The 23,154-nt window shown below is 60.9% G+C and carries 24 protein-coding genes and 1 riboswitch; of the genes, 17 read left to right on the plus strand and 7 right to left on the minus strand.

Translation table 11 applies throughout. The features are described from left to right. Positions 1-26: 26 nt before the first annotated feature. The 9 genes from fbaB to gutQ all read left to right on the plus strand — a co-directional run bounded on the left by fbaB (position 27) and on the right by gutQ (position 7,145). The gene (gene fbaB / locus ACSJLU_RS18505) at positions 27-1,076 is read left to right on the plus strand and encodes a class I fructose-bisphosphate aldolase (RefSeq protein WP_033644067.1); all 1,050 of its coding nucleotides are present in this window, start codon (positions 27-29) and stop codon (positions 1,074-1,076) included. 337 nt (positions 1,077-1,413) lie between these two features. Next, positions 1,414-1,941 carry a hypothetical protein gene (locus tag ACSJLU_RS18510; protein ID WP_025303874.1) on the plus strand — a complete coding sequence of 176 codons (528 nt, stop codon included), beginning with the start codon at positions 1,414-1,416 and terminating at the stop codon, positions 1,939-1,941. A gap of 260 nt (positions 1,942-2,201) precedes the next feature. After that, positions 2,202-2,750: a PTS glucitol/sorbitol transporter subunit IIC gene (gene srlA, locus ACSJLU_RS18515; RefSeq protein ID WP_004941528.1), complete on the plus strand. Its 549-nt coding sequence runs from the start codon at positions 2,202-2,204 to the stop codon at positions 2,748-2,750. 15 nt (positions 2,751-2,765) lie between these two features. Then, complete coding sequence (gene srlE, locus ACSJLU_RS18520; RefSeq protein WP_016926695.1) at positions 2,766-3,746, plus strand: PTS glucitol/sorbitol transporter subunit IIB; 981 nt, start codon at positions 2,766-2,768, stop codon at positions 3,744-3,746. A gap of 22 nt (positions 3,747-3,768) precedes the next feature. Then, on the plus strand, positions 3,769-4,131 hold the full coding sequence (gene srlB / locus ACSJLU_RS18525; protein ID WP_380826074.1) for a PTS glucitol/sorbitol transporter subunit IIA: 363 nt from the start codon (positions 3,769-3,771) through the stop codon (positions 4,129-4,131). A 10-nt stretch (positions 4,132-4,141) separates the two neighbouring features. Continuing rightward, entirely contained in the window at positions 4,142-4,921 is a 780-nt protein-coding gene (gene srlD, locus ACSJLU_RS18530; RefSeq protein ID WP_197759285.1) for a sorbitol-6-phosphate dehydrogenase, read from the plus strand. A gap of 46 nt (positions 4,922-4,967) precedes the next feature. Further along, positions 4,968-5,324 carry a transcriptional regulator GutM gene (gene gutM / locus ACSJLU_RS18535; RefSeq protein WP_043138008.1) on the plus strand — a complete coding sequence of 119 codons (357 nt, stop codon included), beginning with the start codon at positions 4,968-4,970 and terminating at the stop codon, positions 5,322-5,324. An 83-nt stretch (positions 5,325-5,407) separates the two neighbouring features. Further along, a complete protein-coding gene (gene srlR / locus ACSJLU_RS18540; protein WP_025303878.1) occupies positions 5,408-6,181 on the plus strand; it encodes a glucitol operon DNA-binding transcriptional repressor SrlR in 774 nt (257 codons plus the stop codon). Further along, the gene (gene gutQ / locus ACSJLU_RS18545; RefSeq protein ID WP_016926691.1) at positions 6,174-7,145 is read left to right on the plus strand and encodes an arabinose-5-phosphate isomerase GutQ; all 972 of its coding nucleotides are present in this window, start codon (positions 6,174-6,176) and stop codon (positions 7,143-7,145) included. Before srlR ends, gutQ begins: the two co-directional genes overlap by 8 nt. Before the next feature lie 39 nt (positions 7,146-7,184). On the opposite strand, the gene ACSJLU_RS18550 is transcribed toward gutQ, so the two are convergent. The 4 genes from ACSJLU_RS18550 to ACSJLU_RS18565 form a co-directional block, all read right to left on the minus strand. Continuing rightward, positions 7,185-7,643 (minus strand): inhibitor of vertebrate lysozyme family protein, encoded by a 459-nt coding sequence (locus tag ACSJLU_RS18550; RefSeq protein WP_033648850.1) that lies wholly within the window; start codon positions 7,641-7,643, stop codon positions 7,185-7,187. An 84-nt stretch (positions 7,644-7,727) separates the two neighbouring features. Further along, positions 7,728-8,528 carry a bifunctional hydroxymethylpyrimidine kinase/phosphomethylpyrimidine kinase gene (gene thiD / locus ACSJLU_RS18555; RefSeq protein WP_025303881.1) on the minus strand — a complete coding sequence of 267 codons (801 nt, stop codon included), beginning with the start codon at positions 8,526-8,528 and terminating at the stop codon, positions 7,728-7,730. Next, positions 8,528-9,319, minus strand: a complete 792-nt coding sequence (thiM, locus tag ACSJLU_RS18560; protein WP_025303882.1) for a hydroxyethylthiazole kinase — start codon at positions 9,317-9,319, stop codon at positions 8,528-8,530. Before thiM ends, thiD begins: the two co-directional genes overlap by 1 nt. A 35-nt stretch (positions 9,320-9,354) precedes the next feature. Further along, positions 9,355-9,451: riboswitch (TPP riboswitch) on the minus strand. A gap of 91 nt (positions 9,452-9,542) precedes the next feature. After that, positions 9,543-10,157 carry a TetR/AcrR family transcriptional regulator gene (locus tag ACSJLU_RS18565; RefSeq protein ID WP_025303883.1) on the minus strand — a complete coding sequence of 205 codons (615 nt, stop codon included), beginning with the start codon at positions 10,155-10,157 and terminating at the stop codon, positions 9,543-9,545. Positions 10,158-10,374: 217 nt separating this feature from the next. On the opposite strand from ACSJLU_RS18565, the gene ACSJLU_RS18570 reads away from it, so the two are divergent. The 4 genes from ACSJLU_RS18570 (at position 10,375) to ACSJLU_RS18585 (ending at position 14,151) form a co-directional block, all read left to right on the plus strand. Further along, a complete protein-coding gene (locus tag ACSJLU_RS18570) occupies positions 10,375-10,638 on the plus strand; it encodes a YtcA family lipoprotein (RefSeq protein WP_025303884.1) in 264 nt (87 codons plus the stop codon). A 10-nt stretch (positions 10,639-10,648) separates the two neighbouring features. Next, a complete protein-coding gene (gene mdtN, locus ACSJLU_RS18575) occupies positions 10,649-11,686 on the plus strand; it encodes a multidrug transporter subunit MdtN (RefSeq protein WP_346421431.1) in 1,038 nt (345 codons plus the stop codon). Continuing rightward, positions 11,676-13,655 carry an FUSC family protein gene (locus ACSJLU_RS18580; RefSeq protein ID WP_439041017.1) on the plus strand — a complete coding sequence of 660 codons (1,980 nt, stop codon included), beginning with the start codon at positions 11,676-11,678 and terminating at the stop codon, positions 13,653-13,655. The genes mdtN and ACSJLU_RS18580 overlap by 11 nt, the downstream gene beginning before the upstream one ends. Before the next feature lie 70 nt (positions 13,656-13,725). After that, positions 13,726-14,151: a GNAT family N-acetyltransferase gene (locus ACSJLU_RS18585; RefSeq protein ID WP_099816852.1), complete on the plus strand. Its 426-nt coding sequence runs from the start codon at positions 13,726-13,728 to the stop codon at positions 14,149-14,151. Here the strand turns inward: ACSJLU_RS18585 and ACSJLU_RS18590 are convergent. Beyond that, positions 14,148-15,371 carry an MFS transporter gene (locus ACSJLU_RS18590; protein WP_380826085.1) on the minus strand — a complete coding sequence of 408 codons (1,224 nt, stop codon included), beginning with the start codon at positions 15,369-15,371 and terminating at the stop codon, positions 14,148-14,150. The genes ACSJLU_RS18585 and ACSJLU_RS18590 overlap by 4 nt on opposite strands. A gap of 95 nt (positions 15,372-15,466) precedes the next feature. On the opposite strand from ACSJLU_RS18590, the gene ACSJLU_RS18595 reads away from it, so the two are divergent. Both ACSJLU_RS18595 and rluF read left to right on the plus strand, forming a co-directional pair. Further along, positions 15,467-15,907, plus strand: a complete 441-nt coding sequence (locus ACSJLU_RS18595; RefSeq protein WP_025303888.1) for a winged helix-turn-helix transcriptional regulator — start codon at positions 15,467-15,469, stop codon at positions 15,905-15,907. A gap of 105 nt (positions 15,908-16,012) precedes the next feature. Continuing rightward, positions 16,013-16,882: a 23S rRNA pseudouridine(2604) synthase RluF gene (gene rluF / locus ACSJLU_RS18600; protein WP_025303889.1), complete on the plus strand. Its 870-nt coding sequence runs from the start codon at positions 16,013-16,015 to the stop codon at positions 16,880-16,882. Positions 16,883-17,024: 142 nt separating this feature from the next. Here rluF and ACSJLU_RS18605 read toward each other — a convergent pair whose 3' ends face one another. Together ACSJLU_RS18605 and ACSJLU_RS18610 are read right to left on the minus strand one after the other, a co-directional pair. Then, the gene (locus tag ACSJLU_RS18605; protein WP_380826093.1) at positions 17,025-20,057 is read right to left on the minus strand and encodes an autotransporter outer membrane beta-barrel domain-containing protein; all 3,033 of its coding nucleotides are present in this window, start codon (positions 20,055-20,057) and stop codon (positions 17,025-17,027) included. Between the two features lie 195 nt (positions 20,058-20,252). Further along, a complete protein-coding gene (locus ACSJLU_RS18610; protein ID WP_025303891.1) occupies positions 20,253-20,567 on the minus strand; it encodes a hypothetical protein in 315 nt (104 codons plus the stop codon). A gap of 175 nt (positions 20,568-20,742) precedes the next feature. Here ACSJLU_RS18610 and ACSJLU_RS18615 point away from each other — a divergent pair, with 175 nt between their 5' ends. Together ACSJLU_RS18615 and ACSJLU_RS18620 are read left to right on the plus strand one after the other, a co-directional pair. Then, the gene (locus tag ACSJLU_RS18615) at positions 20,743-21,375 is read left to right on the plus strand and encodes a response regulator transcription factor (protein WP_167324519.1); all 633 of its coding nucleotides are present in this window, start codon (positions 20,743-20,745) and stop codon (positions 21,373-21,375) included. Next, positions 21,372-23,153, plus strand: a complete 1,782-nt coding sequence (locus tag ACSJLU_RS18620; RefSeq protein WP_265527388.1) for a hybrid sensor histidine kinase/response regulator — start codon at positions 21,372-21,374, stop codon at positions 23,151-23,153. Before ACSJLU_RS18615 ends, ACSJLU_RS18620 begins: the two co-directional genes overlap by 4 nt. Position 23,154: the final 1 nt, after the last annotated feature.

Here is a 23,154-nt window from a genome sequence, read left to right on the forward strand (position 1 = left end):
TGAAGAAGCTTAATCGGGAGTGAATCATGACTGATATTGTGCAGTTGCTAGGAAAGGAAGCGGAAGATCTGCTGCAACACCGCTGTACCACTATCCCCGCCGAGAATCTCTACCTGCCGGGCGCCGACTTCGTCGACCGCGTAATGATCGATAACAACCGCCCCAACAGCGTGCTACGTTCGATGCAAACCCTGTTCAACCACGGCCGCCTGGCCGGCACCGGCTACTTGTCTATCCTGCCGGTCGATCAGGGTATCGAGCACTCCGCCGCCGCCTCGTTCGCCGCCAACCCGCTGTATTTCGATCCGAAGAACATCGTCGAGCTGGCGATTGAAGCTGGCTGTAACTGCGTCGCCTCCACCTACGGCGTGCTGGCGTCGGTATCGCGCCGCTACGCGCACAAGATCCCGTTCCTGGTCAAACTCAACCACAACGAAACGCTGAGCTACCCGACCCAGTACGACCAGACCCTGTACGCCAGCGTCGAGCAGGCGTTCAACATGGGGGCGGTGGCGGTCGGCGCCACCATTTACTTCGGCTCCGAGCAGTCGCGCCGCCAGATCGAAGAGATCTCGATCGCCTTCGAGCGCGCGCATGAGCTGGGCATGGTCACCGTGCTGTGGGCCTATCTGCGTAATCCGGCGTTCAACAAAGACGGCGTGGACTACCACTCCAGCGCCGATCTGACCGGGCAGGCCAACCACATCGCCGCCACCATCGGCGCCGACATCGTCAAACAGAAAATGGCGGAAAACAACGGCGGCTACCGCGCGGTGAAATTCGGCTATACCGACGACCGCGTCTACACCAAGCTGACCACCGATCACCCGATCGATCTGGTGCGCTACCAGCTGGCCAACTGCTACATGGGCCGCGCCGGGCTGATCAACTCCGGCGGCGCCGCCGGTGAGAACGATCTGCAGGAATCGGTGCGCACCGCGGTGATCAACAAACGCGCCGGCGGCATGGGCCTGATCCTGGGGCGTAAAGCCTTCAAGAAATCGATGAAAGACGGCGTGGCGCTGATCAACGCCGTGCAAGACGCCTACCTGGACAAGAAGGTCACCATCGCCTGATGTGACAGACCGCCTGTCCCAAAGCCCGGTTCGCCGGGCTTTTTTGTGCATCGAGGGAGGTCTTGACAAGGAAATAATGCAACCGAATGTATTTTATAAGCAAAAATAAGAATTAGTTTTTATTTACTATCCTTGGGCTTTTTTTATTCCAAATATGCGAAAGAGAACGACATAAATCATTAAAGATTGAAAGTTAACCTTATCAAATTTCAAATTTCCCACCTTTTCCAAAAACACAAAAAGTTAGCGCATTAATAATTATTATAGTTCATTGTTATTTATGGACTTTTGACTAAATTTTACGCTAATTAATCCACACTTTTATGGTGGTGCTATCATGAAAGTCAATATTGTCATCATCTCCCTGCTCATCCTTTCGCTATCGTCTTGCGCGCTATTTAAATCTCCGGCCTCTAAGCATGAGTTGAAACCGGGAGAAACGTATTGGTTTGACTATGACTCAACAAGAAGCAGCGCCATTTATATTCCCGCAGACTCAAATATCAAGTACTGCGTGGCTCCCCCACCTGATGTCGCGCAGTCCGTTATTGCCGCGCTGAAAGCTGAAATGAGCACGGAACAAATTCAAAAAGTCAGTGGAGATGCAGGGTTCAGCACCGCCGTAGTCGATCTGGCTCGGCGCACCACCACGGTAAATTTTATCCGTGATACGTTGTATCGCGTCTGCGAAGCCAGGCTACAAGGCCCGCTCACCGCTACGGAAAAAGAAATTTTCCTGGCCGCGATAGCCGCCGCCAAAGATATGGCAATCGCTGAAAAAGACAAACAAAAGCAAGAGCTGGCCCAAACGGCCGAAAGAAACGGTGCTTCCGTACAGACAATACAAAAGATTCTCGAACAGTAACAGAAACAAGCTAACAACGGCGATTTCCGTATATCACCCTACCCAAAGCCCGGTTCGCCGGGCTTTTTTGTGCCCGTCCCCCTAAACCCGACGCCGTCAACCTTCTCTTTCTTTCACCTTAAACTTTCAAAATAAAATATTTATCTTTCAAATTGTGATCTATTTAAAACAAATAGCCCACCAAAGTGACTACTGTAAGGCCCATGGCGACAGAGCCGCCGTTCGCTCCAGGCCATATCAGTCCATTACAGGAGAACATAATGATTGAGCTAATCACCCACGGCGCCGAGTGGTTTATCGGCCTGTTTCAGAAAGGCGGTGAAGTGTTTGTCGGCATGGTGACCGGCATTTTACCTTTGTTGATCAGCCTGTTGGTTATCATGAACGCGCTGATCAAATTTGTTGGCCAGGAACGTATCGAACGATTGGCGCAGCGCTGCGCGGGCAACCCCGTTTCGCGTTATCTGCTGCTGCCGCTAATTGGCACCTTTGTCTTCTGCAACCCGATGACCCTCAGCCTGGGGCGCTTCATGCCGGAGAAATACAAGCCGAGCTACTACGCGGCGGCCTCCTACAGCTGCCACTCGATGAACGGCCTGTTTCCGCACATCAACCCCGGCGAACTGTTCGTTTATCTCGGCATCGCCAGCGGCCTGACCACCCTCGGTCTGCCGCTCGGCCCGCTGGCGGTGAGCTATTTCCTGGTGGGACTGTTCACCAACTTCTTCCGCGGCTGGGTCACCGATCTGACCACCAGCCTGTTTGAACGCAAGATGGGCATCCGTCTGGATCGCCAGGTGCAACTTTAATTCGTGGAGTGCAGCATGAGTGCTTATATCCGTATTGAAAAAGGCGCCAGCGGCTGGGGCGGCCCCCTGGAATTGCCGATCGAACCCGGTAAAAAAGTAGTGTACATCACCGCCGGCACCCGACCTTCCATCGTCGATCGCCTCAGCGAATTGACCGGCTGGCCGGCCGTCGACGGCTTCAAAGAGGGCGAGCCGCCGGCGGAAGAGATCGGCGTGGCGGTGATAGACTGCGGCGGCACCCTGCGCTGCGGCCTGTACCCGAAACGCCGCATTCCGACAGTCAACATCCACGCCACCGGCCAGTCCGGCCCGCTGGCGCAGTTTATCCTCGAAGACATCTATGTCTCCGGCGTGCGTGACCACAACATCAGCCGAATCGACGCGACGGAGAACCCACCCGCCGCCGCCGTTGCAGCGCCGCCCAAGGCGCGCGACTACGACACCAGCAAGAAAATCACCGAGCAAAGCGACGGGCTGTTGGCGAAGGTCGGCATGGGCATGGGATCGGTGGTGGCGGTGTTCTTCCAGGCCGGGCGCGACACCATCGACACCGTGCTGAAGACCATCCTGCCGTTTATGGCGTTCGTCTCGGCCTTGATCGGCATCATCATGGCCTCCGGCCTCGGGGACTTTATCGCTCACGGCCTGACGCCGCTGGCCAATAGCCCGATCGGCCTGGTAACGCTGGCGCTGATCTGCTCATTCCCGCTGCTGTCGCCGTTCCTCGGCCCCGGCGCGGTCATCGCCCAGGTGATCGGCGTGCTGGTCGGGGTGCAGATCGGCCTCGGCCATATTCCGCCGCAGCTGGCGCTGCCCGCACTGTTCGCCATCAACGCGCAGGCCGCCTGCGACTTCATTCCGGTCGGCCTGTCGCTGGCGGAAGCCAAGCAGGACACCGTGCGAGTCGGCGTGCCTTCAGTGCTGGTCGGCCGCTTCCTGACCGGCGCGCCGACGGTGTTGATCGCCTGGGCCGCCTCGGCCTTCATTTATCAATAAGTTGATCCCTAGGGAGACATTTATGCACACCATTTTTCATACCACCATCACACAGATCGGCGGTTGCGCCCGCGACGCGTTGCTGGACAACATGCTGATCACTTTCCGTGAAGGCGCGCCGGCGGATATCGAAGAGTTCTGCTTCATCCACCGCCACGGTGCGACCGCCGGCGAGCTGCAGGTCGGCGGCGTGATGGAGCTGGCGCAGCAGCGCTACGCCATCACCGCCGTCGGCAGCGTCGCCACGCAGAATCTGCGCGAACTGGGCCACATCACCGTGCGCTTCGACGGCGAAGCCGAAGCCGAATTCCCCGGATCGGTCCACGTATCCGGCCCGACGCCGACCGATATCCCGTTGGGCAGCACGCTGTCATTTATCGCATAAGGAGTAGACCATGTCTGAAGTAGCTGTAGTGATTGGCGGCGGCCAAACGTTAGGCGCCTTTTTGTCCCACGGGCTGGCGCAGGCCGGTTATCGGGTGGCGGTGGCCGATCTGAACGCCGACAATGCCAATCGGGTGGCACAGCAGATCAACGAAGCGTTTGGCGCAGGCAGCGCCTGCGGTTTTCAGGCCGACGCCACCGACGAGCAGAGCGTGATCGCGTTGGCAGCGGCGGTTGACCGGGAATTTGGCCAAACCAACCTGCTGGTGTACAGCGCCGGCATCGCCAAGGCGGCGCCGATCACCGACTTCCCGCTGGGCGACTTCGACCGCTCGCTGCAGGTGAACCTGGTGGGCTATTTCCTCTGCGCCCGCGAGTTCTCGCGCCTGATGATCCGCGACGGCATCGCCGGGCGCATCATTCAGATCAACTCCAAGTCCGGCAAGGTCGGCAGCAAGCACAACTCCGGCTACAGCGCCGCCAAGTTCGGCGGCGTGGGGCTGACGCAGTCGCTGGCGCTCGATCTGGCGGAGTACGGCATCACCGTGCATTCGCTGATGCTCGGCAACCTGCTGAAGTCGCCGATGTTCCAGTCGCTGCTGCCGCAATACGCGCAAAAACTGGGCATCGCACCGGACCAGGTGGAGCAGTACTACATCGACAAGGTGCCGCTGAAACGCGGTTGCGACTATCAGGACGTGCTGAACATCCTGCTGTTCTACGCCAGCGAGAAGGCCTCTTACTGCACCGGCCAGTCGATCAACATCACCGGCGGCCAGGTAATGTTCTGACGCCACCGACGCCCCCTCCCGCGGAAGGGGGCCTAAGGAGAACCCCATGACACAAGCTCTGATCGCCTTCGCACTGCTGGCCTGGCTGCTGCAAATCGCCTTCGGCTGGTGGCAACTGCAGCGCTTCAACCGCGCCTTCGACGGCCTGTGCCAACTGGGCGCCGTCGGCGTCGGCCGTTCCGGCGGCCGTTTCCGCCCGCGGGTGGTGCTGGCGCTGGCCTTCGATGCCGATCGGCGGGTGTGCGGCAGCCTGTTGCTACGCGGCCTGACCGTTTTCGCCCAGCCCCGCCCGCTGCCTCGATTACACGGTTTGCATCAGCGGGATTTGCGCCCGGATGTGATCTTCCCCGAGGATCGCGCATGCCAGTCTGCACTATCGTTAGCGATTGAACCCAAATCGTGATATTTTCATATTAAAAGGCATTACCTTTCATAGTGAATTATTCAGCGAGGGGAAATGCCCCACTCTTGTGAACGGGAATCGCGATGAAACCAAAGCAGCGGCAGGCCGCTATCCTTGAATATCTGCAGCGGCATGGCAAAACGGCAGTGGACGCCCTGGCCGAGCATTTCTCCACCACCGGCACCACCATCCGCAAGGATCTCACCCTGCTGGAAGACGAAGGCGAGGTGATCCGCACCTACGGCGGCGTGGTGCTCAGCCGCGACGACGGCGATCAGCCGATCGACCGCAAAACCCATATCAATACCGAGAAAAAGCGCCACATCGCCAGCGCCGCCGTGGCGCTGATCGCCGACGGCGACTCGCTGATCTTCGACGCCGGCAGCACGGTGCTGCAGATGGTGCCGCACCTGGCGCAGTTCAATAACATCACGGTGATGACCAACAGCCTGACCATCGTCAACGCGCTGGTGGAGCTGGACAACGATCAGACCATCCTGATGCCCGGCGGCACCTACCGCAAAAAATCGGCCTCGTTCCACGGCAGCCTGGCCGAATCGGCGTTCCAGCAGTTCAGCTTCGACAAGCTGTTTATCGGCGCGGACGGCGTCGATCTCAACGCCGGCGTCACCACCTTCAACGAAGTGCATAACGTCAGCAAAGCGATGTGCGAAGCCGCCGGCCGCATTATTCTGTTGGTAGACTCCTCGAAATTCGGCCGTAAGAGCCCGAACGTGGTGTGCGAACTCAGCGCCGTCGACACGCTGATCACCGACCGAGACATCAACCCCGATTACCTCGCCGCCCTGCAGGCGAAAGGCATCAATATCCTTCTGGTAGGAGACCCCGATGAGTAACGCCAACGCCCTGCTCGCCTTCGCCCGCGAAACGCTGGAGATCGAGCTGACCGAAGCGCAGCGCCTGCTGGCGCGCCTGGACGACAACTTTGTCTGCGCCTGCGAACTGCTGCTGAACTGCCGTGGCAAAGCGGTGATTTCCGGCATCGGCAAGTCCGGCCATATCGGCAAGAAGATCGCCGCGTCGCTGGCCAGCACCGGCACGCCGTCGTTCTTCGTGCACCCGGCGGAGGCGCTGCACGGCGATCTCGGCATGATCGGCGCCGACGACGTGGTGGTGTTCATCTCCTACTCCGGCCGCGCCAAAGAGCTGGACCTGATCCTGCCGCTGCTGGCGGAGAACGGTATTCCGGTGATCGCCGTTACCGGCGGCAAAGAGTCGCCGCTGGCGCAGGCCGCGGCCTGCGTGTTGGATATCGGCGTCGAGCGAGAAGCCTGCCCAATGGGGCTGGCGCCCACCTCCAGCGCGGTCAACACCCTGATGATGGGCGATGCCCTGGCGATGGCGCTGATGCGCCAGCGCGGTTTCAACGCGGAAGACTTCGCCCGCTCGCACCCGGGCGGCAGTCTGGGCGCGCGCCTGCTGAACCGCGTGCATCACCTGATGCGCACCGGCGATCGCCTGCCGCGCGTGAGCGAAAGCGCCAACGTGATGGAAGCGATGCTGGAACTGAGCCGCACCGGGCTCGGGTTGGTGGCGGTCTGCGACGCGCAGCAGCGGGTGGTGGGCGTATTTACCGACGGCGACCTGCGCCGCTGGCTGGTGAAGGGCAACAGCCTGCAGGATCCGCTCAGCCCGGCGATCACCCGCCCCGGCTATCGGCTGCCGGAGCAGTGGCGCGCCGGCGAGGCGCTGGAAGCGCTGCACGAACAGCACATCAGCGCGGCCCCGGTGGTCGATATGGACGGCGTGCTGGTGGGGGCGCTCAACCTGCACGATCTGCATCAGGCCGGCATCGGCTGATCAACGCCGGGGGCGCCATCACCGGCGCCCCCGGTCAGATTATTTCCAGTCGGGATTGTTCTCGAACTGCTGCTTCAGCAGCGCCTTCATGTCGTCATCCGGCTTGCCGAGCCACTGGTACTTGGCATACTTCTTCGGATGATCGACGGCTTCCGGCCGATCTTCCACCGCGACCCGCACGCCCCAGGCCTGAGATTTATCCGCGCTGAACGCCACGATCAAAAAGTTGTTGCCGCAGTCGTGCGGCTTGCACAGGTTGCCGACCAGATACTCTTTGCCCTTCCAGCTCAGGTTCTGCGCCGGCGTAGAGGTGCCGACGCCCTTGCGCGCCCAGCCCGGCATCCGCGCCTGGCCTTTCACCATGTTTTGCCAGCTGGCCTGATACCCCGGCTGCTGAATTAAATCCGACGTGGTGACGATCTGCTGGGCAAAGCTGCCCGCGCTGAAGCTGAGCAGTGCGCCGAAGAGGGCGCAACGCAGCGCCTGGTGTCCCGTCATAGTCCTTCTCCCTAGGTTAAATCAGGTTTCGCCCGTCAAACCGGGCCTGAACTAGTCAGACCACGGTTGCGGCAAAAAGTTGACTCACCACCAGGCGTGAAAATGATGCACCGGCCCGATGCCGTGCCCCACTTCCAGGGTGTCCGCCTGTTGCAGCGCGTGTTGCAGGTAGTCCTTGGCGGCGGCCACCGTGGCCGCCCAGTCGGCATGGCGCGGGCGCAGCGCCGCCAGCGCGGCCGAGAGCGTGCAACCGGTGCCGTGGGTGTGGCGGGTGGCGACGCGCGGCGCGGTAAAGCGCTGCTCGCCTTCTGCGGTAAACAGCCAGTCCGGGCTCTCACTTTCGCTCAGGTGGCCGCCCTTCATCAGCACCGCTCGGCAGCCCATCGCCAGCAGCGCCCGTCCCTGCTCACGCATCTGCGCTTCATCTTCCGCCGGCGCGCACGCCAGCAGCGCCGCCGCTTCTGGCAGGTTCGGCGTAATGATCGACACCAGCGGCAACAGCTCGCGCCGAATAGACGCTACCGCCTCCGGCGCCAGCAACGGATCGCCGCTTTTCGCCAGCATCACGGTGTCCAGCACCACGAATTCCGGCCGGTAATGGCGCAGCCGTTCGGCCACCGCCTGCACGATGTCAGCGTTGGCCAGCATGCCGATCTTGACGCTGTCGATGCGCACGTCGCTGAATACCGAGTCCAGCTGCGCGGCGACGAACGCCGGATCGATGTAATACACCGACTGCACGCCGCGGGTATTCTGCGCCACCAGCGCGGTGATCACCGAGGTGCCGTAAGCGCCGAGCGCCGAGAAAGCTTTCAAATCGGCCTGAATGCCGGCGCCGCCGCTGGGATCGGTGCCGGCGATGGTCAGCGCGTTAATGCGTTTCATCACAGATCCTCCCCGCGCAGTTGATACAGCGCGTCGAGGAACGCCGGCGTAAAGCTGCCCGGCCCGGCGGCCTGCCTGGCCGCGAGGCCGCCGCAGTGGGACATCACTCGGCAGGCGGTCGCCACGTTATCCAGGCGATCGCCCGGCAGGGCGCAAAACGCCGCCGCCACCGCCGACAGCGCGCAGCCGGTGCCCACCACCCGCGTCATCAGCGGGGAACCGCCTTCGATCGCCCAATCGCGCTGGCCGTCGGTGACGTAATCCACCGCGCCGGTGACCGCCACCACCGCGCCGCTGCGCCGCGCCAGCTCACGCGCGGCGGGCAATGCCGCCAAGGAATCGTCGCCGCTGTCCACGCCGCGGCCGCTGGCCAGCAACCCACTGAGCGCCATGATTTCCGAAGCGTTGCCGCGTATCGCCGCCGGTTTCTCGTCCAGCAGCTGTTTGGCGAAGGCGGTGCGGTAGGAGAGCGCACCGACCGCCACCGGATCCAGCGTCCAGGGCTTGCCGGCCCGATTGGCGGCGGCCACCGCCGCCCGCATCGATTCGGCACGCAGCGCGTTGAGGGTGCCGACGTTGATCAGCAGGCCGTCGGCCAGCGCGCTGAACTGCGCCGCCTCTTGCGGCTCCACCACCATCGCCGGGGAAGCGCCGAGCGCCAGCAACACGTTGGCGGTCAGCGATTGCACCACTTCGTTAGTCAGGCAGTGGATCAGCGGAGGGCGCTGTTGGAATTGGGTCAGACAGGCCGCGGCGCGCGCGCCGGGTAGTGCATCAGGTCGAGCGATCATATTCCTCCCAACCGGCGTTCAAGAAGGCGGCGCCGGCTGGGCGGCCGTGACTTCCCTACGCTGGCATTATCCAGATCAGGTAATACGGGTATTTCTCAGCCTTCACGTAGAAGGGCACCCCGAGTCATGAAAATCAATAGGTTGTGATCAACGTTGCGTTAATCCCTGCAGGGGATCATGCCAGCGGCGGCGCGGACAAACAAGCGAATAAATTGACTCGCGCCTAAGCGATGTTTCCCTCTTTTCCCGCCAGATACAGGCTCAGCACGCCGGGCAGCTCCGCCAGCGTGAACGCCACGCTCTGCGGCGCCGTCTTGAAGATATGGTGCAGCGTACCGGCCACCAGGCTTTGCAACAGCCGGGTTTGCTGCAGGATCTCCGCTTCGGCGGTCTCGGGGCGGCGCAGCTGCAACACGCTGGCGATCAGCGTCAGGAAGCTGGACTTTTCATCCGGCAGGTTCATTTCCCGCATCACCGGCAGGTAGTCGGCATGCTCACGCAGGTACTGCGCATAGGGTGAAAACAGCCGCTGGATCACCGCTTCAGCGGAGAGGCGCCGCCACTCATCGTCACTGGCCAACGCCATGTCGCGCACCAGCGCCTCAATCGACTCGGTATGCCGATCTGCCAGCGCCTTGATCACCGCGTGGCGATCGGGAAAAAAGTGATACATCGAACCGATGGAGGTTTTGGCGTGCTTGGCGAGCCGCTGCATGCTGAGCGCCGCCAGGCCGTCCTGCGCCACGATCGCCGCCGCCGAATCCAGAATGGTTTGTACGCGTTGCCGCCCTCTTTCCTGCTGTGGCTCTCGCCCGGTGATGTTTTCGTCGATTTGCATATTCGTTTCTGCCCGCTGTCATCAACGCATTATACCCATTTGCCGCTACGAAGGCAGGGCGACACAAAAAACTAGATTAACCCCTCTAGTTTAGAGTAGAGTATTTATTCTAGTTTACCCTGACGCAAGCGTGGGGAAGACAAACAGTGACCTCACTCACTGAAAAAGAGTCATTTCATTCGGCCCGTCGCCCAAGCCAATCGTCAGAGAATGCCCTATGCCCGACAAAAAACTGCTCATCACCTGCCTGACCGCGCTGTTGCTCACCGGGTGCTCGCCGGCACCGTCGATAGTGGTGTTCGGCGCTTCGTTCCCCGACTGGCTGTTTTGCCTGTGCGGCGGCGTGGCGGGTATGGTGGCGATCCACCTGCTGCTGCGCACCCCGGAAAAACGCGCCTGGCTGGCGCCGCAGCTGCTGACGTATCCGGCGCTGACCGCGCTGATCGCCATGCTGATCTGGTTACTGGTTTTCCCCCACTGAGACTGACGCCATGACCCAACCACACACCCCAAACCGGCGCAGACTGCTGGTGCTTACCATCCTGGCGTTGACATTCATCGTGGCCGCCGTCGTCGTCTGGCGGGTGGAAAACGCCCCCAGTACCGACGATGCCTACGCCTATGCCGACACCATCGACGTGGTGCCGGAGGTGAACGGTCGCATCGTCGAGATGCCGATCCGCGACAACCAGGAAGTGCGGCAAGGCGATCTGCTGTTCCGCATCGATCCGCGCCCTTACCAGGACGCGCTGGCGGCCAGCGAAGCGCGCCTGATCACGCTGAATGAACAGATCAAGCTGACGCAGCGTTCGGTCAACGCACAGCAGTACAACGCCGAATCGATGAACGCCATCATCAAACGCTCACAGGCGCTGGTGGCGCAGGCGACCGACACCCTTAACCGCCGGCAAAAGCTGCTCGGCAAGAACTACGTTTCGGCGGAAGAAGTGGAAACCGCCCGCACCTCCCAGCGCTCGGCGCAGGCGGAATTGCAGGCCGCATTGCTGCAGGCGAAACAGGCGGAAGCCGCCGTCAGCGGCGTCGAAGCCCTGGTCGCACAGCGCGCCGAAGTGCAGGCCGACATCGCCATCGCCAACCTGAACCTGGAGTTCACCGAGGTGAGAGCGCCGTTCGACGGCCGCATCGCCTCCCTGAAAACCACCGTCGGCCAATATGCCTCCAGCGCCAAACCGGTGTTCACGCTGATTGACACCCGCCACTGGTACGTGGTCGCCAACTTCCGCGAAACCGACCTGAAAGGCGTGCATCCCGGCGTGCCGGCCACGCTGTATTTAATGAGCGACGCCGGCCAGACCTTCAGCGGCAAGGTGGAATCGATCAGCTACGGCGTGCAGCCCGACGACGGCGGCACCGTGCTGGGCGGGCTACCCAACGTGTCGCGCAACATCAACTGGGTGCACGTGTCGCAGCGCTTCCCGGTCAAGATCGCGGTCGAGGCCCCCAACCCGGCGCTGTTCCGCGTGGGCGCTTCGGCGGTGGCCAAGCTGAACCTGCGCCATGAAGAATAAAACGATGTCTCGCGGCTGGCTGTCCTCGTTGATCGACGAACTGCGCCCTTCGGACAGCCGCATCAACCTGGTGATCCGTGCCCTGCTCTCCAGCGCGATCGCCATCGTGATCTCGCAGACGCTGCAGGTGCCGTGGCTGGCGCTGTCGCTGATCGCTGTCTTCTTTATCACGCAGTCCAATATCGTTATCACCCGCACGATCGGCATCCTGTTTTTCGTCAGCTCCACGCTGGCGATCGGCGCCGCTATCCTGGTACTGAAGTTCACCTACGACTACCCGATGCTGCGCATCCTGCTCTCCAGCGCGCTGTTTTTCCTCAGCGTGTTCCTGATGCGGGTGACCAAGGTTGGGGTACTGTTCTTCCTGATGGCGCTGGTGGTGATCTACACGCAAAGCTTTGTCGATCTCACTCCGCAGGCGGAAGTGGTGATACGGCTGGTGCTGTGGGTATGGGTGGCGATCAATTACGCCATCCTGCTCACCCTGATCGTCAATACCCTGCTGCTGCCGGCCGAACCGCTGAAGCAGCTAAAGGGCCGGATGAACGCAGTGTTGGACGAAACCCGCGCTATGTTGGCCAACGGCGGCGAGACGCGCGATCTGAGCGCCATCTCGCAGCACGCCACCGAGCTGCATAAGCTGCTGCGCTTTTCGGTGATGCGCAGCGATCGCTGCCGCGCCAGCGAGCCCGGTTATCTGGCGCTGATCACCCTGGTGTTGCAGCTGAATATTCTGGCCTATCAGCTGCCGCCGGCTTTCGGCGCGGCCGCGCGTCAATTGGCGCAAGAGATAGACGCCGCCTGCCGCGCGCTGCAAACCGCGATCAGCCACGACAGCGCGCTGCGATTTTCCGTCGCGATCGCCGGCAGCGACGATCCGCAGGTGCCGGCGCCGCTCAATGAAATGGCCGGCCTCCTGCAGGTCTACACCAACCGCAGCGACTACGCCGACGCCCTGCAGGCCGCGCCACCGCCAAAAGTGCCCTTCTTTACCCCCGATGCCCTGACCAACCCGGTTTACATCCAGTTTTCGTTGAAAACGCTGCTGACCGTGCTGGTCGCCTACGTGTTTTATACCGCCGTCGATTGGCCCGGCATTCATACCATCATGCTGAGCTGCCTGATCGTGGCCCAGCCCAGCCTTGGCGCCACACAGCGGCGGGCGCGGCTGCGTCTCGGCGGCGCGGCGATCGGCAGCCTGCTGGCGCTGATCTCGGTGGTGTGGATCATGCCTCACCTCGACAGTCTCGTCGGCTTACTGCTGCTGACGCTGCCGGTGATCGCCCTCTCCGCCTGGATCGCCGCCGGCTCCGAGAAGATAAGCTATGCAGGGGTACAGATCCTGTTCACCTTTTCCCTGGCGCTGCTGGAAAGCTTTGGCCCGGTCACCGAGCTGACCGAGATCCGCGATCGCCTGATCGGCATCGTGCTGGGGGTAGGGTTCGCCACTTTCATTCACGCCACGCTGTGGCCGGAATACGAAGGGGAGTCGCTGCGGCAGCAGGTTGCCAACGTGCTGCGGGAACTGGCGCGCTTCCTCGGCGGCGAGAACACAAACGCCATCGGCATCTGGCAAAAGATCGAGGGCTGCGAAGCGGTGGTGGCCCGGGTGACGCTGGAGCCTACCTGGCAGTTGGCAGATGATAACCATGAAAGCTTCACCCGGCACATCCAACTGATCTTTAACCAGACGCGCAGCCTGTTGCTGACCAGCGAAAAGCTCAACACCTATCTGGCAGGCGGCGGCGCGGCGCTGTCCGTGCACGAACGCCAGGCGCTGATCGAGGTGCAACGCCAGGGCGGGCGCGTTCTCGCCGAGTATGCGGCGCAGCTTGCCAGCGCGCCGCAAGCGCTGCGGACGCCCGACTTTCATCCACCGCTGGCCGCCCTGCATGCCGACACCGTGCGCCACCTGGCTCAGGAGTTGAGCGACGGGCTCAATCGCCTGCCCGCCTGGGGCGACGCCTAGCATTTTCCGTTTGTGGCCGTGCACGCCCGGTGCAATGCGCTATAGTGAGCACAAACCACCGGGAGATGCCATGCAGATAAGACCCTACCAAGAGACCGATCGCCCCTTCCTGCGCACGCTGTACCTGGCGTCGCGCAAGGCGGCGTTCGGCTGGCGCGATACCTCAAACTATCAGTTGGAAGATTTCGACGGCGCGACGCTGGGCGAAGCGATTTGGGTGGCGGAAGACGGCGGCACGCTGCTGGGATTCGTCTCCGTCTACCGCGAAGACAACTTCATTCATAACCTGTATGTCGATCCCCATCAGCCGCCGCGCGGCGTCGGCAGTGCGCTACTGCAGGCAGCGCAAGCCACCTTCACCGCCACCGGCTCGCTGAAATGCCTGGTGAAGAATGAAAAGGCGCTGGCGTTCTACCGCAAACACGGTTGGCGCATCATCTCTACCGGTAACGACGGCGAAGAAGATTATTACCTGATGCATTCGCCGGCCCGCTAGCCCTTACCCGCCGCATCCGGCATGCCGCGCAGCGTCAGCCGCCAAAATAGCAGTGCGCTCAGGTTGACGCCTGCCCCCAGCCAGCAGACGCCGCTCCAGCCCGCCCAGGCGTACATATGGGTGCCGGCAAAGGCGCCCAGACCGCTGCCGACGGCGTAAAACAGCATATAGCAGCCCACCAGCCTGCTGTGCGACTGCGGGTGCGCGCTGAAGATCATGCTCTGGTTTAGCACGTGGATCGCCTGACCCGCCAGATCCAGCAGCACGATGCCCGCCACCAGCCAAACCAGGCCGCTGCCGAGCAAACCAAGCGGCAGCCAGGCCAGTGTCAACAGCAGCAGACACGCGCCGCTGGCCACCTGCCCCAGCCCGCGATCCGCCAGATGCCCGGCGCGCACCGCCGCCAGCGCGCCCACCGCGCCGACCAGGCCGAACGCCCCCACCGCGGCATGGCTGAAGTTGAACGGCGCCTGGCTCAGCGGCAACACCAGCGAACTCCAAAAGAGGCTGAAAGCGCCGAACATCAGCAGCGCCAGCATGCCGCGAATTTGCAGCGTGCGGTCATGCAGCAACAGGCTCAGCATCGAACGCAGCAGCGCGGGATAACTCAGCGTGCTGGGAGCGGTGTGCGGCGCAGGCAGCAGCCGCGACAGGATCGGCAGCAATACCAGCGTCACTCCGGCAGAGAAGAAATACACCGTGCGCCAACCGCCAACGTCCGCCAGCACGCCGGACAGAGTGCGCGCCAGCAGCAATCCCAGCACCACTCCGCCCTGCGCCGCACCAACCACCCGCCCGCGCTCCTGCGGCGCCGCCAGGGCTGCGGCGTAAGCGATCAGCCCCTGCGTCATGGCGGTGCCCAATAAGCCTACCAGCAACATCCCTACCAGCAGCCAGGGCGCGCTGTGCGCCCAGCCCACCAATAGCAGCGCGCCGATCAGCCCCAGCTGTTGCCCCGCCAGCAACCGATGCCGGTTCAGCCGATCCCCCAGCGGCACCACCAACAGCAACGCCAGCGCGCTGCCCAACTGAGTCACGGTGATCACCATGCCGACCGCCGCCAGGCTGATGGAAAAATCACGGGCGATAGCGTCCAGCAACGGCTGCGCATAATAAACGTTGGCCACGCTAAATGCGCTGGCGGCAGCCAGCAGCAGCACCAGGGTGGCCGGCAGGCGCCCTAGCACCGCACAGGGGGGATCCAGCAGTTTGTCGCTCATTACACACCTCAATCTGGTTTCATTATTAAACCCAATGAACTTTAGGCGCAGAGGTTTTATAATGCAACCAGAATGTGCAGCTGGAGATAACCGCCGTGAAACGTAAAAGCCTGGAAGACGCGCCGTGCCCGGTGGCGCGCACGCTGGATGTGATTGGCGACTGGTGGTCGCTGCTGATCGTGCGCGACGCCTTCGACGGCGTCACCCGCTTTAGCGAATTTCAAAAAGGGCTGGGGATGGCGAAGAACATCCTTGCCACCCGCCTGCGCGCGCTGGTGACGCACGGCGTGCTGGAGATCGTGCCCGCCGCAGACGGCAGCGCCTATCAGGAATATGTGCTGACCGAGAAAGGCCGCGCGCTGTTTCCGGTGATCGTCGGCCTGCGCCAGTGGGGGGAAGATCATCTGTTCGCCGAGGGAGAAGCGCACTCAACGCTGGTGGAAAGCGACAGCGGCCGCCCCGTCCCGCGCCTGACGCCGATCGGCAGCGCCGGGCAAACGCTCACCCCGCTGAATACCCGGGTGGTGAAGGTATGAAGCATCTCAATAAGGCCTGCATCACCTTGCGCTATTGCATCTATTATCGAACAGCTTCCGCAATCCCCTGCGGGTAATGTATAGTCCGCGTTTTACGGAGAACCCATGCTGACTAACTCATCCATTCGTTTGAACAAATACATTAGCGAGAGTGGCATCTGCTCACGCCGCGACGCCGATCGATACATCGAACAGGGCAACGTTTTCATCAACGGTAAACGCGCCACCGTGGGCGCTCAGGTATTTGCCGGCGATGTGGTAAAGGTTAACGGTCAGCTGATCGAACCGCGCAATGAAGAAGATCTGGTGCTGATCGCGCTGAACAAACCGGTCGGCATCGTCACCACCACCGAAGACGGCGAGCGCGACAACATCGCCGACTTCGTCAACCACAGCAAACGCATCTTCCCGATCGGCCGTTTGGACAAGGATTCACAGGGGCTGATCTTTCTGACCAACCACGGTGACCTGGTCAACAAGATCCTGCGCGCCGGCAACAATCATGAGAAAGAGTATCTGGTGACGGTCAACAAGCCGGTGACCGACGAGTTTATTCGCGGCATGGGCGCCGGCGTGCCGATGCTGGGCACCGTGACCAAAAAGTGCAAGGTGAAGAAAGAGGCGCCGTTCGTGTTCCGCATCACGCTGGTCCAGGGGCTGAACCGCCAGATCCGCCGCATGTGCGAACACTTCGGCTATGAGGTCACCAAGCTGGAACGCACGCGCATCATGAACGTCAGCCTGAAAGGGTTGCCGCTGGGCGAGTGGCGCGATCTGACCGATGACGAGCTGATTGAGCTGTTCAAGCTGATTGAAGGCTCTTCGTCCGAGGCTAAACCGACGAAGAAAGCCCCGGCCAAATCTGCCCCGGCGAAAAAACCGAACGCCGGCGGGCCGAAAGGCGCCGACAAAGCCGCTGCGCCAGCCGGCCGCAAGCGCTTTACCCAGCCAGGGCGCAAGAAAAAAGGGCGTTAACGCCCTTTCTCCCTCGCTCAGCCCGCCTTTGCGCGGGCTTTTTCATCATAAAAGTCAGCCACAGGCCGCCACTGCGTTCTCACCATAAAAAAGGCCCGCATCAAGCGGGCCTGCAAGTACCAGAGAAGTCTGGAGGAAAAAATCAGAACGACCAGCGCAGGTTGGCGTTGACCGAATTAACGCGAGTATCGGCGCCAAATTGCCCCTGATAGCCGACATCCAGCGTCGCGGCGTGCGACAGTTTCACGCTCACACCGATATCGCCCACCATCACGTTGTCATCCACGGCCTGGCCCTGCGTGACGAACGCGTCGCTGCCGGCAAACGCCATGCGCGATGAAGTGTTCTTATCGCCGTAGGCGTGCTGCCAGCCGAGCGAGCCGTAAAGGCTGACGTTCTTCGGCAGTTCGGTCACGCCGCGCACCCCGAGCGTAGAGTAGAAGGTGTTCATCGTTTCATTGCGCACGCTCAGCGCCGCCGCGCCACCCGACTCCTGGAAGCTGTCGGTATGCAGGCGGATGTAGCTCAGGTTGATGAACGGTTCGACGTTCATCTCCGGCTGGCCGAAACGGTAACCCGCTTCGGTGAACGCCAGCAGCGAGTTCGCGTCATAATCCGACTTCAGCCGATCCGAGAAGCCGCTGAAATCGACGTTGCGCTTGCCTTCAATCTTGTGCCAGGTGTAACCCAGCGCGCCGCGCAGCGAGAACGCATCCTGCTGCCCCGCCGCATACAGGCCGAGGTGGTAGTTGTCGGTATCGGCCTTGGAACGGCGGCTGTCGACGTCGTAGTCGCCGCGGCTGTAACCAAAGTAGCCGCCGATGCGCACGTTATGGTCCGCCAGCTTGCGATCCGCGCCCAACAGGAAGCCGGTGGTGTTGCCATCCAGCTTGCCCACGTTGCCGTTGCCGCTGTTTTTGCCCCAGGAACTGAAGGTTTGCCCCCAAACGCCGCTGTTTTGCGCCTGCGCCGGTTGCACCAGCGACATCGCCAACGGCGGTATCGGCAGGCTGTCATTGTCGAACAGGCGCAGCATGCGCTGGTTCAGCACGCTGAACAGCTGGGTGCTGCCGGCGATCAGGTTAGACTGCATCGACGGATAGACTTCACCGGACAGCTGATTGAACGCCTCGCGCGCTTCCGGCGCGCTCAGTAGCAGCAGCGAGTTATACAGCGCCAGCGAAGGGCCGCTCTGCGCCAGCGTCGAGAGCGCGCCAGCGGTATTCCACTGGTTGCCGCTCTCGGCCACCGTTTGGAAAATGCCCGGTTTGCCGCTGCCTGGATTCTCGCCCCCCGGATTTTCACCGCCTGGGTTTTCTCCGCCCGGATTCTCGCCGCCTGGATTCTCGCCCCCTGGATTCTCACCGCCTGGGTTTTCCCCACCCGGGTTCTCGCCGCCAGGGTTTTCACCGCCCGTGTCTTTCTGCGCGATGGTCAGATCCACGGCGTTGGCGCTGTGGTTCAACGCCACATCGAGGAAGGCGGACTTGGAAACCGCCGACGCGAACTGGCCGTCAATGCCGCCGTCCGAGGTCAGAATGCGGTAGCTTTGGCCGGTTTTATAGCTGGTTTGCGGATCCAGCGCCGTAACCTGCACCTTGGCCTGATCGCTGATGGTGGTTTTGCCCGCCACCAGCAGTTGATCGCTGCGGCCGTCGCCGGCGATATCGACGTCATAGAAGGATTCGCCGATAAAGTTCAGGTAGCGTTTCAGCGTCAGCGTGCCGATATTGCCGTCGCCGGGCGAGATATGGCCGCCGGACAGGATCTCGGTCTGGCCCAGCGTGCCATTACCGCCCAGCGTGCCGCCGGCCTTGATCGACGCGGCGCTGCTGTAGCCCAGCCCGTTATTGACGTCGGTACCCGCCGTCGCATTGAGGATCAGCGTGCCGCCGTTCTCGGCGCTGAGAGTTTGGATCTCGAAGATATCGTCTTCTTTCTGGGTGTTGATGTCGCTGGCGATGATGAGCTTACCGCCGCGCGCGGTGACGTTTGCCTGCAGCCCAGTGAGATCGCCGTTCAGCGTCGTGTGCCCGGCGGTGTTGATCACCTCGCCTTCGCCGCTCATCTTGTTGCTGAAGACGTAATTGCCGTCGGTATGGTTAAAGTACACATAGCTGCGGAACAATCCGCCCCGCAGGGCGATCGCCGTCTGGGCATCGATAGTGCCTGCAGCGCCCGCCGCGCCGAGCGTCGGCTCGGTCAACCCGGTGCCGGTATCCATGTTGCCGCGGCTGCCGATAATCAGCGCGCCGCGGTTAGAACCGGAACCGGTCTTGCCCAGCACCACGTCGTTGCCGCCGGCGGAGAATGTGCCGCCGTCCATGACCGCCAACACGCCATTGCCGTAATCGCCGACGTTGACGCTGCTGCCGCTGGTAAACCGTGAGCCGTTGCCGGCGATCGTCAGCTCGGCGGTTTTACGCGCGCCGGAGACGCCCGCCACCTGAATATTACCGACGTTGACCGCGCCTCCGTTCAGCACGTCCAGATCGCCGTAAAGCGTGAGCGCGCGGCCAACGTTCCATTGGGAATTGGCCCCCATGACCGTGGCTTTCGGGCTTAGCGTATCGGTCTCGCCCGGCCCGCTGCCATTACCGATGCGCGCGTCAAAGGCGGTGTTCAGCACCGCGCCGTCTTCAATCGCCAGCGTGGATCGTGCCCCTAAGTCGGTGCCGACGCTGAGAAAATTGCTGGTGACGCGAGAACCGGCGCCGGTGGCGATCAGGTGGCTGTCGTAGCCGCGGGTGGTGCCGACCACGATCTCTTTCGCGCTGGCCAGCGCGCCGTCTTCAACCCGCAAGGTGCCCCGCCCCAGATTCAGGCCGCCACGCAGCACGAACTGATCGTTCACCGCGTTCAGCTCGGCGTTCGGCCCGCGGACCGTGACTACGCTCTCATGAATTTGGCCGTTGAACATCCGGCCGATATTGATGTTATAGGCGCTGATCTTGCCATTCTCGATCAGCAGGTTGCCGCTTTGATTGCGGCCGACGTAAACGTCCCCGGTGTAGGCCAATGATTCGGTAATTTTTGATTCGCCGTCAAAAATGGCATCGTCTGCACGAGCGATATCGGCGGGCGCCAGCATCAACAGCGGCGCAGAAAATAGAGCGAGGTAAAGTTTGGAAAGCGGTGTACTAACCGCTAAAGGGTGCGATGTCTTGTCATTCACGGGCTATCTCCGTACTCGTTAGCGTGATGTCGCGAAATTTATTGTTATAGGAAAACTCAATACACTAGAGGAGGTGTGAGGCGTTATTTCGCGCACGCCGGTTTAGTGATCGTCGAAGCAAAAGCTTATTGCCCCCCGGCGCTGACGCTCCGACGATGGAAAACCAGGAAGCGGCAATACCGCCCCCGAAGCGAATTATTTATGCGTGACCACCGGCGTACAGGTCGGCGCGCTCAGCGACGGCGACGAACCTAAAATTCCCGGCATCATCAGCGACGAGCAATCAAAAATACGGCCTTTTTCCGTGGTGGCGCGATAAGAAAGTTTTTGGCCGCCCAGCGCATCTGGCTGTGCGCCATTGACATTGGTCACGGTAATTTCGTCCGATGAGCCCAGGCCCAGCATTTTGGCGGTTTCCGCCTGCAGTAATGGAATGGCCTGATCGGTTTTCAGGGTGGAACAACCGGCTATCATCATCGTAACGGTTAAAGCGATAAGTGGTTTCTTCATAAATTATCCTTTATAACCAATCAGTTAAAATTACCGATTAGCTTTATGTTTTCTCTTATCCAAATCCTCGAATAATATATTTCCCTTTCCTAAACGAAAAAACCCTCCTAAAGTAGGGAGGGTTGATAATAATTCATCAGACCTATCTGATATTTGAAGGCGAAAGGAGAATCCTTTGGGGCAGGATTATGCGTTGGTCGTTGATGACCATCCATTGGTAGCAAGCGGCATTGCCAATTTTCTCAGCACGCATTGCCGATTCAAACAGGCGCATGTGGTGACCAATGAAGAGAATTACTACCGCCATATTAGGGAAAATGGCCCACCGCGTTTACTGGTGATTGATTTTTGGCTCTCTTCCGGTACGGCGTTGAAATTACTCAAAGAAGTAAAACAACGTTATCCGCAGGTGCGGATTTTGGTGGTCAGCGGCGACGAGAATAACGATATCTGGCAGAAAGTGCACAATGCCGGCGGGCATGGGTTCGTGTTAAAAAATGAACCGCCAGAATTATTCGCCAGGGCGGTTTTTGCGCTGAATAACAATCAGGAATGGTTCCCGGAAGGCAATGAAGCCGCCATTAAAAACAACCATGACCATTTAAATAAATTCAATTTAACGCCGAGGCAATTAGACGTATTAACTATGATGCTGCGCGGCCTGCCAAATAAAAGAATTGCCACGCAACTGTCTATTTCCGAGCCGACCGTCAAAGAGCATATCAGCAATATATTGAAAAAGATCGGCGTCAACAGCCGAGTGGAAGCCATCACGCTGTTGCACGGCAAACGGGATCCGTCGTCATGAGGTTTTTCCAACATTTACAAAATGATGGCATCTCCCCACGCGCACAGATCCGCCTGCTGGACAACACCTTCATGCGGCTAGTGTTCAGCTTCACCGCCGTGCCTTTCGTCGGTATCCCGTTCGCCATCTGGATTTATTTGCTGGGTGATGAACTCGGCCCAACCATTACCTGGATCATCGTTTACCTGCTATGCGCCGTGGCGATCCGAATAGGACATCGTCGCTACCTGCATGAGGCCAAAGAAAATGATGAAGACACCGTGCTGCGCCGCTGGCTGCCGCGCATTAATAAGGTGGCGTTTATTCACGGGTTGGGGATCTCATCACTCTATTTAATTACCCCACAGACCCATAACTTTGACTTTTTTCTGCTGCTCAATATCAGCATCGCTGCGATCGTCGCCGCCAACGCAACGCACCTGACGCCCGTCATCAGCACCTTTACCCGCTTTTTCTTCGCCTCCTGGGGGCTGCTGAACCTCGGCATCATCTGGCGGCTGGAAGACGTGATGTTCATCGTACTGATGCTGAACTTGCTGTACGGCTTCGCCATTTACCGCCACGCATTAACCTCGCATGCGTTCTTTATTCAGCAGGCGCTGCTCGAAGAACAAAGCTCGCGCCTGGCGGAGCAGTTCCGCCAGGCTAAAGAGGAAGCGGAACAGGCGCTGCTGGACAAGAACCAGTTTCTGACCACCGCCAGCCACGATCTGCGCCAGCCGGTGCACGCCATGGGCTTTCTGATCGAAGCCATCATCCACAAAAACCGCGACGACAGCCTGACGCCGCAGCTGCTGGATCTGCAGCAGAGCGTGCGCTCGGTGCATTTGATGTTCAATTCACTGCTCGATCTCAGCAAGATCGAATCCGGCAACGTGCGCACCGCCGCCACCCATGTGGATATCGGCGCCCTGCTCGACTCGGTAGTCACCCTGTTCCGCGAAGAGGCCAACAGCCGCGCCCTGGCGCTGCGCACCTGGCGGCCTAGACGGCGTATCAGCGTGATGGGCGATCCGCTGCTGGTGCGGCAATCGCTGATCAACCTGATCCAAAACGCCCTGCGCTATACGCAACAGGGCGGCGTGCTGATCGCCATCCGCCCACGCGGCGCCGAGTGCCTGGTGGAAGTGTGGGACACCGGCGTGGGCATCGCCGACGAAGAGAAAAGCAAAATCTTCTCCCCTTACTACCGCCCTGAACTGGCGTGGAAAATCGACAGCGCCGGCCACGGGCTGGGGCTGGCGGTGGTGGCGCGCTGCGCCAAGCTGATGAAGGTGAAGTACGGCATGCACTCCGTCGAAGGCAAAGGTTCGCGCTTCTGGATGCGCTTCACGCAATACAGCGGCGAAGACAAAGCGCCGGACACCGCGGCCGCCTACGACAACACCGCCACGCCTATCCGCTATGCGCCGCTGCGCGGCGCCTGCCTGGTGGTGGACGACGATCCCTTGGTGACCTCCGCCTGGGAGAGCCTGATGAGCACCTGGGGCATCACCGTGCGCTGCGCGGCCTCCGCCGAGGAGGCCTTCGCCATTGTCGAGGACGGTTTTACGCCGTTCGCCGTGCTGTGCGACCAGCGCCTGCGCTCCGGCGAGAGCGGTTTCGACATCCTGAAAGCGCTGTTCGAGCGCCTGCCGGACGTGAGCGGCGCGATGGTCAGCGGCGAGTTCAACTCACAGATATTGCAAGAGGCCGAGCAGGAAGGCTATCTGGTGCTGCGCAAGCCGCTGGAGCCGGCCAAGCTGCATGCGCTGCTGACGCAGTGGGGGGCGGGCTAGC

The organism is Serratia bockelmannii (assembly GCF_051803255.1).
GTDB classification, from domain to species: Bacteria; Pseudomonadota; Gammaproteobacteria; order Enterobacterales; family Enterobacteriaceae; genus Serratia; species Serratia bockelmannii.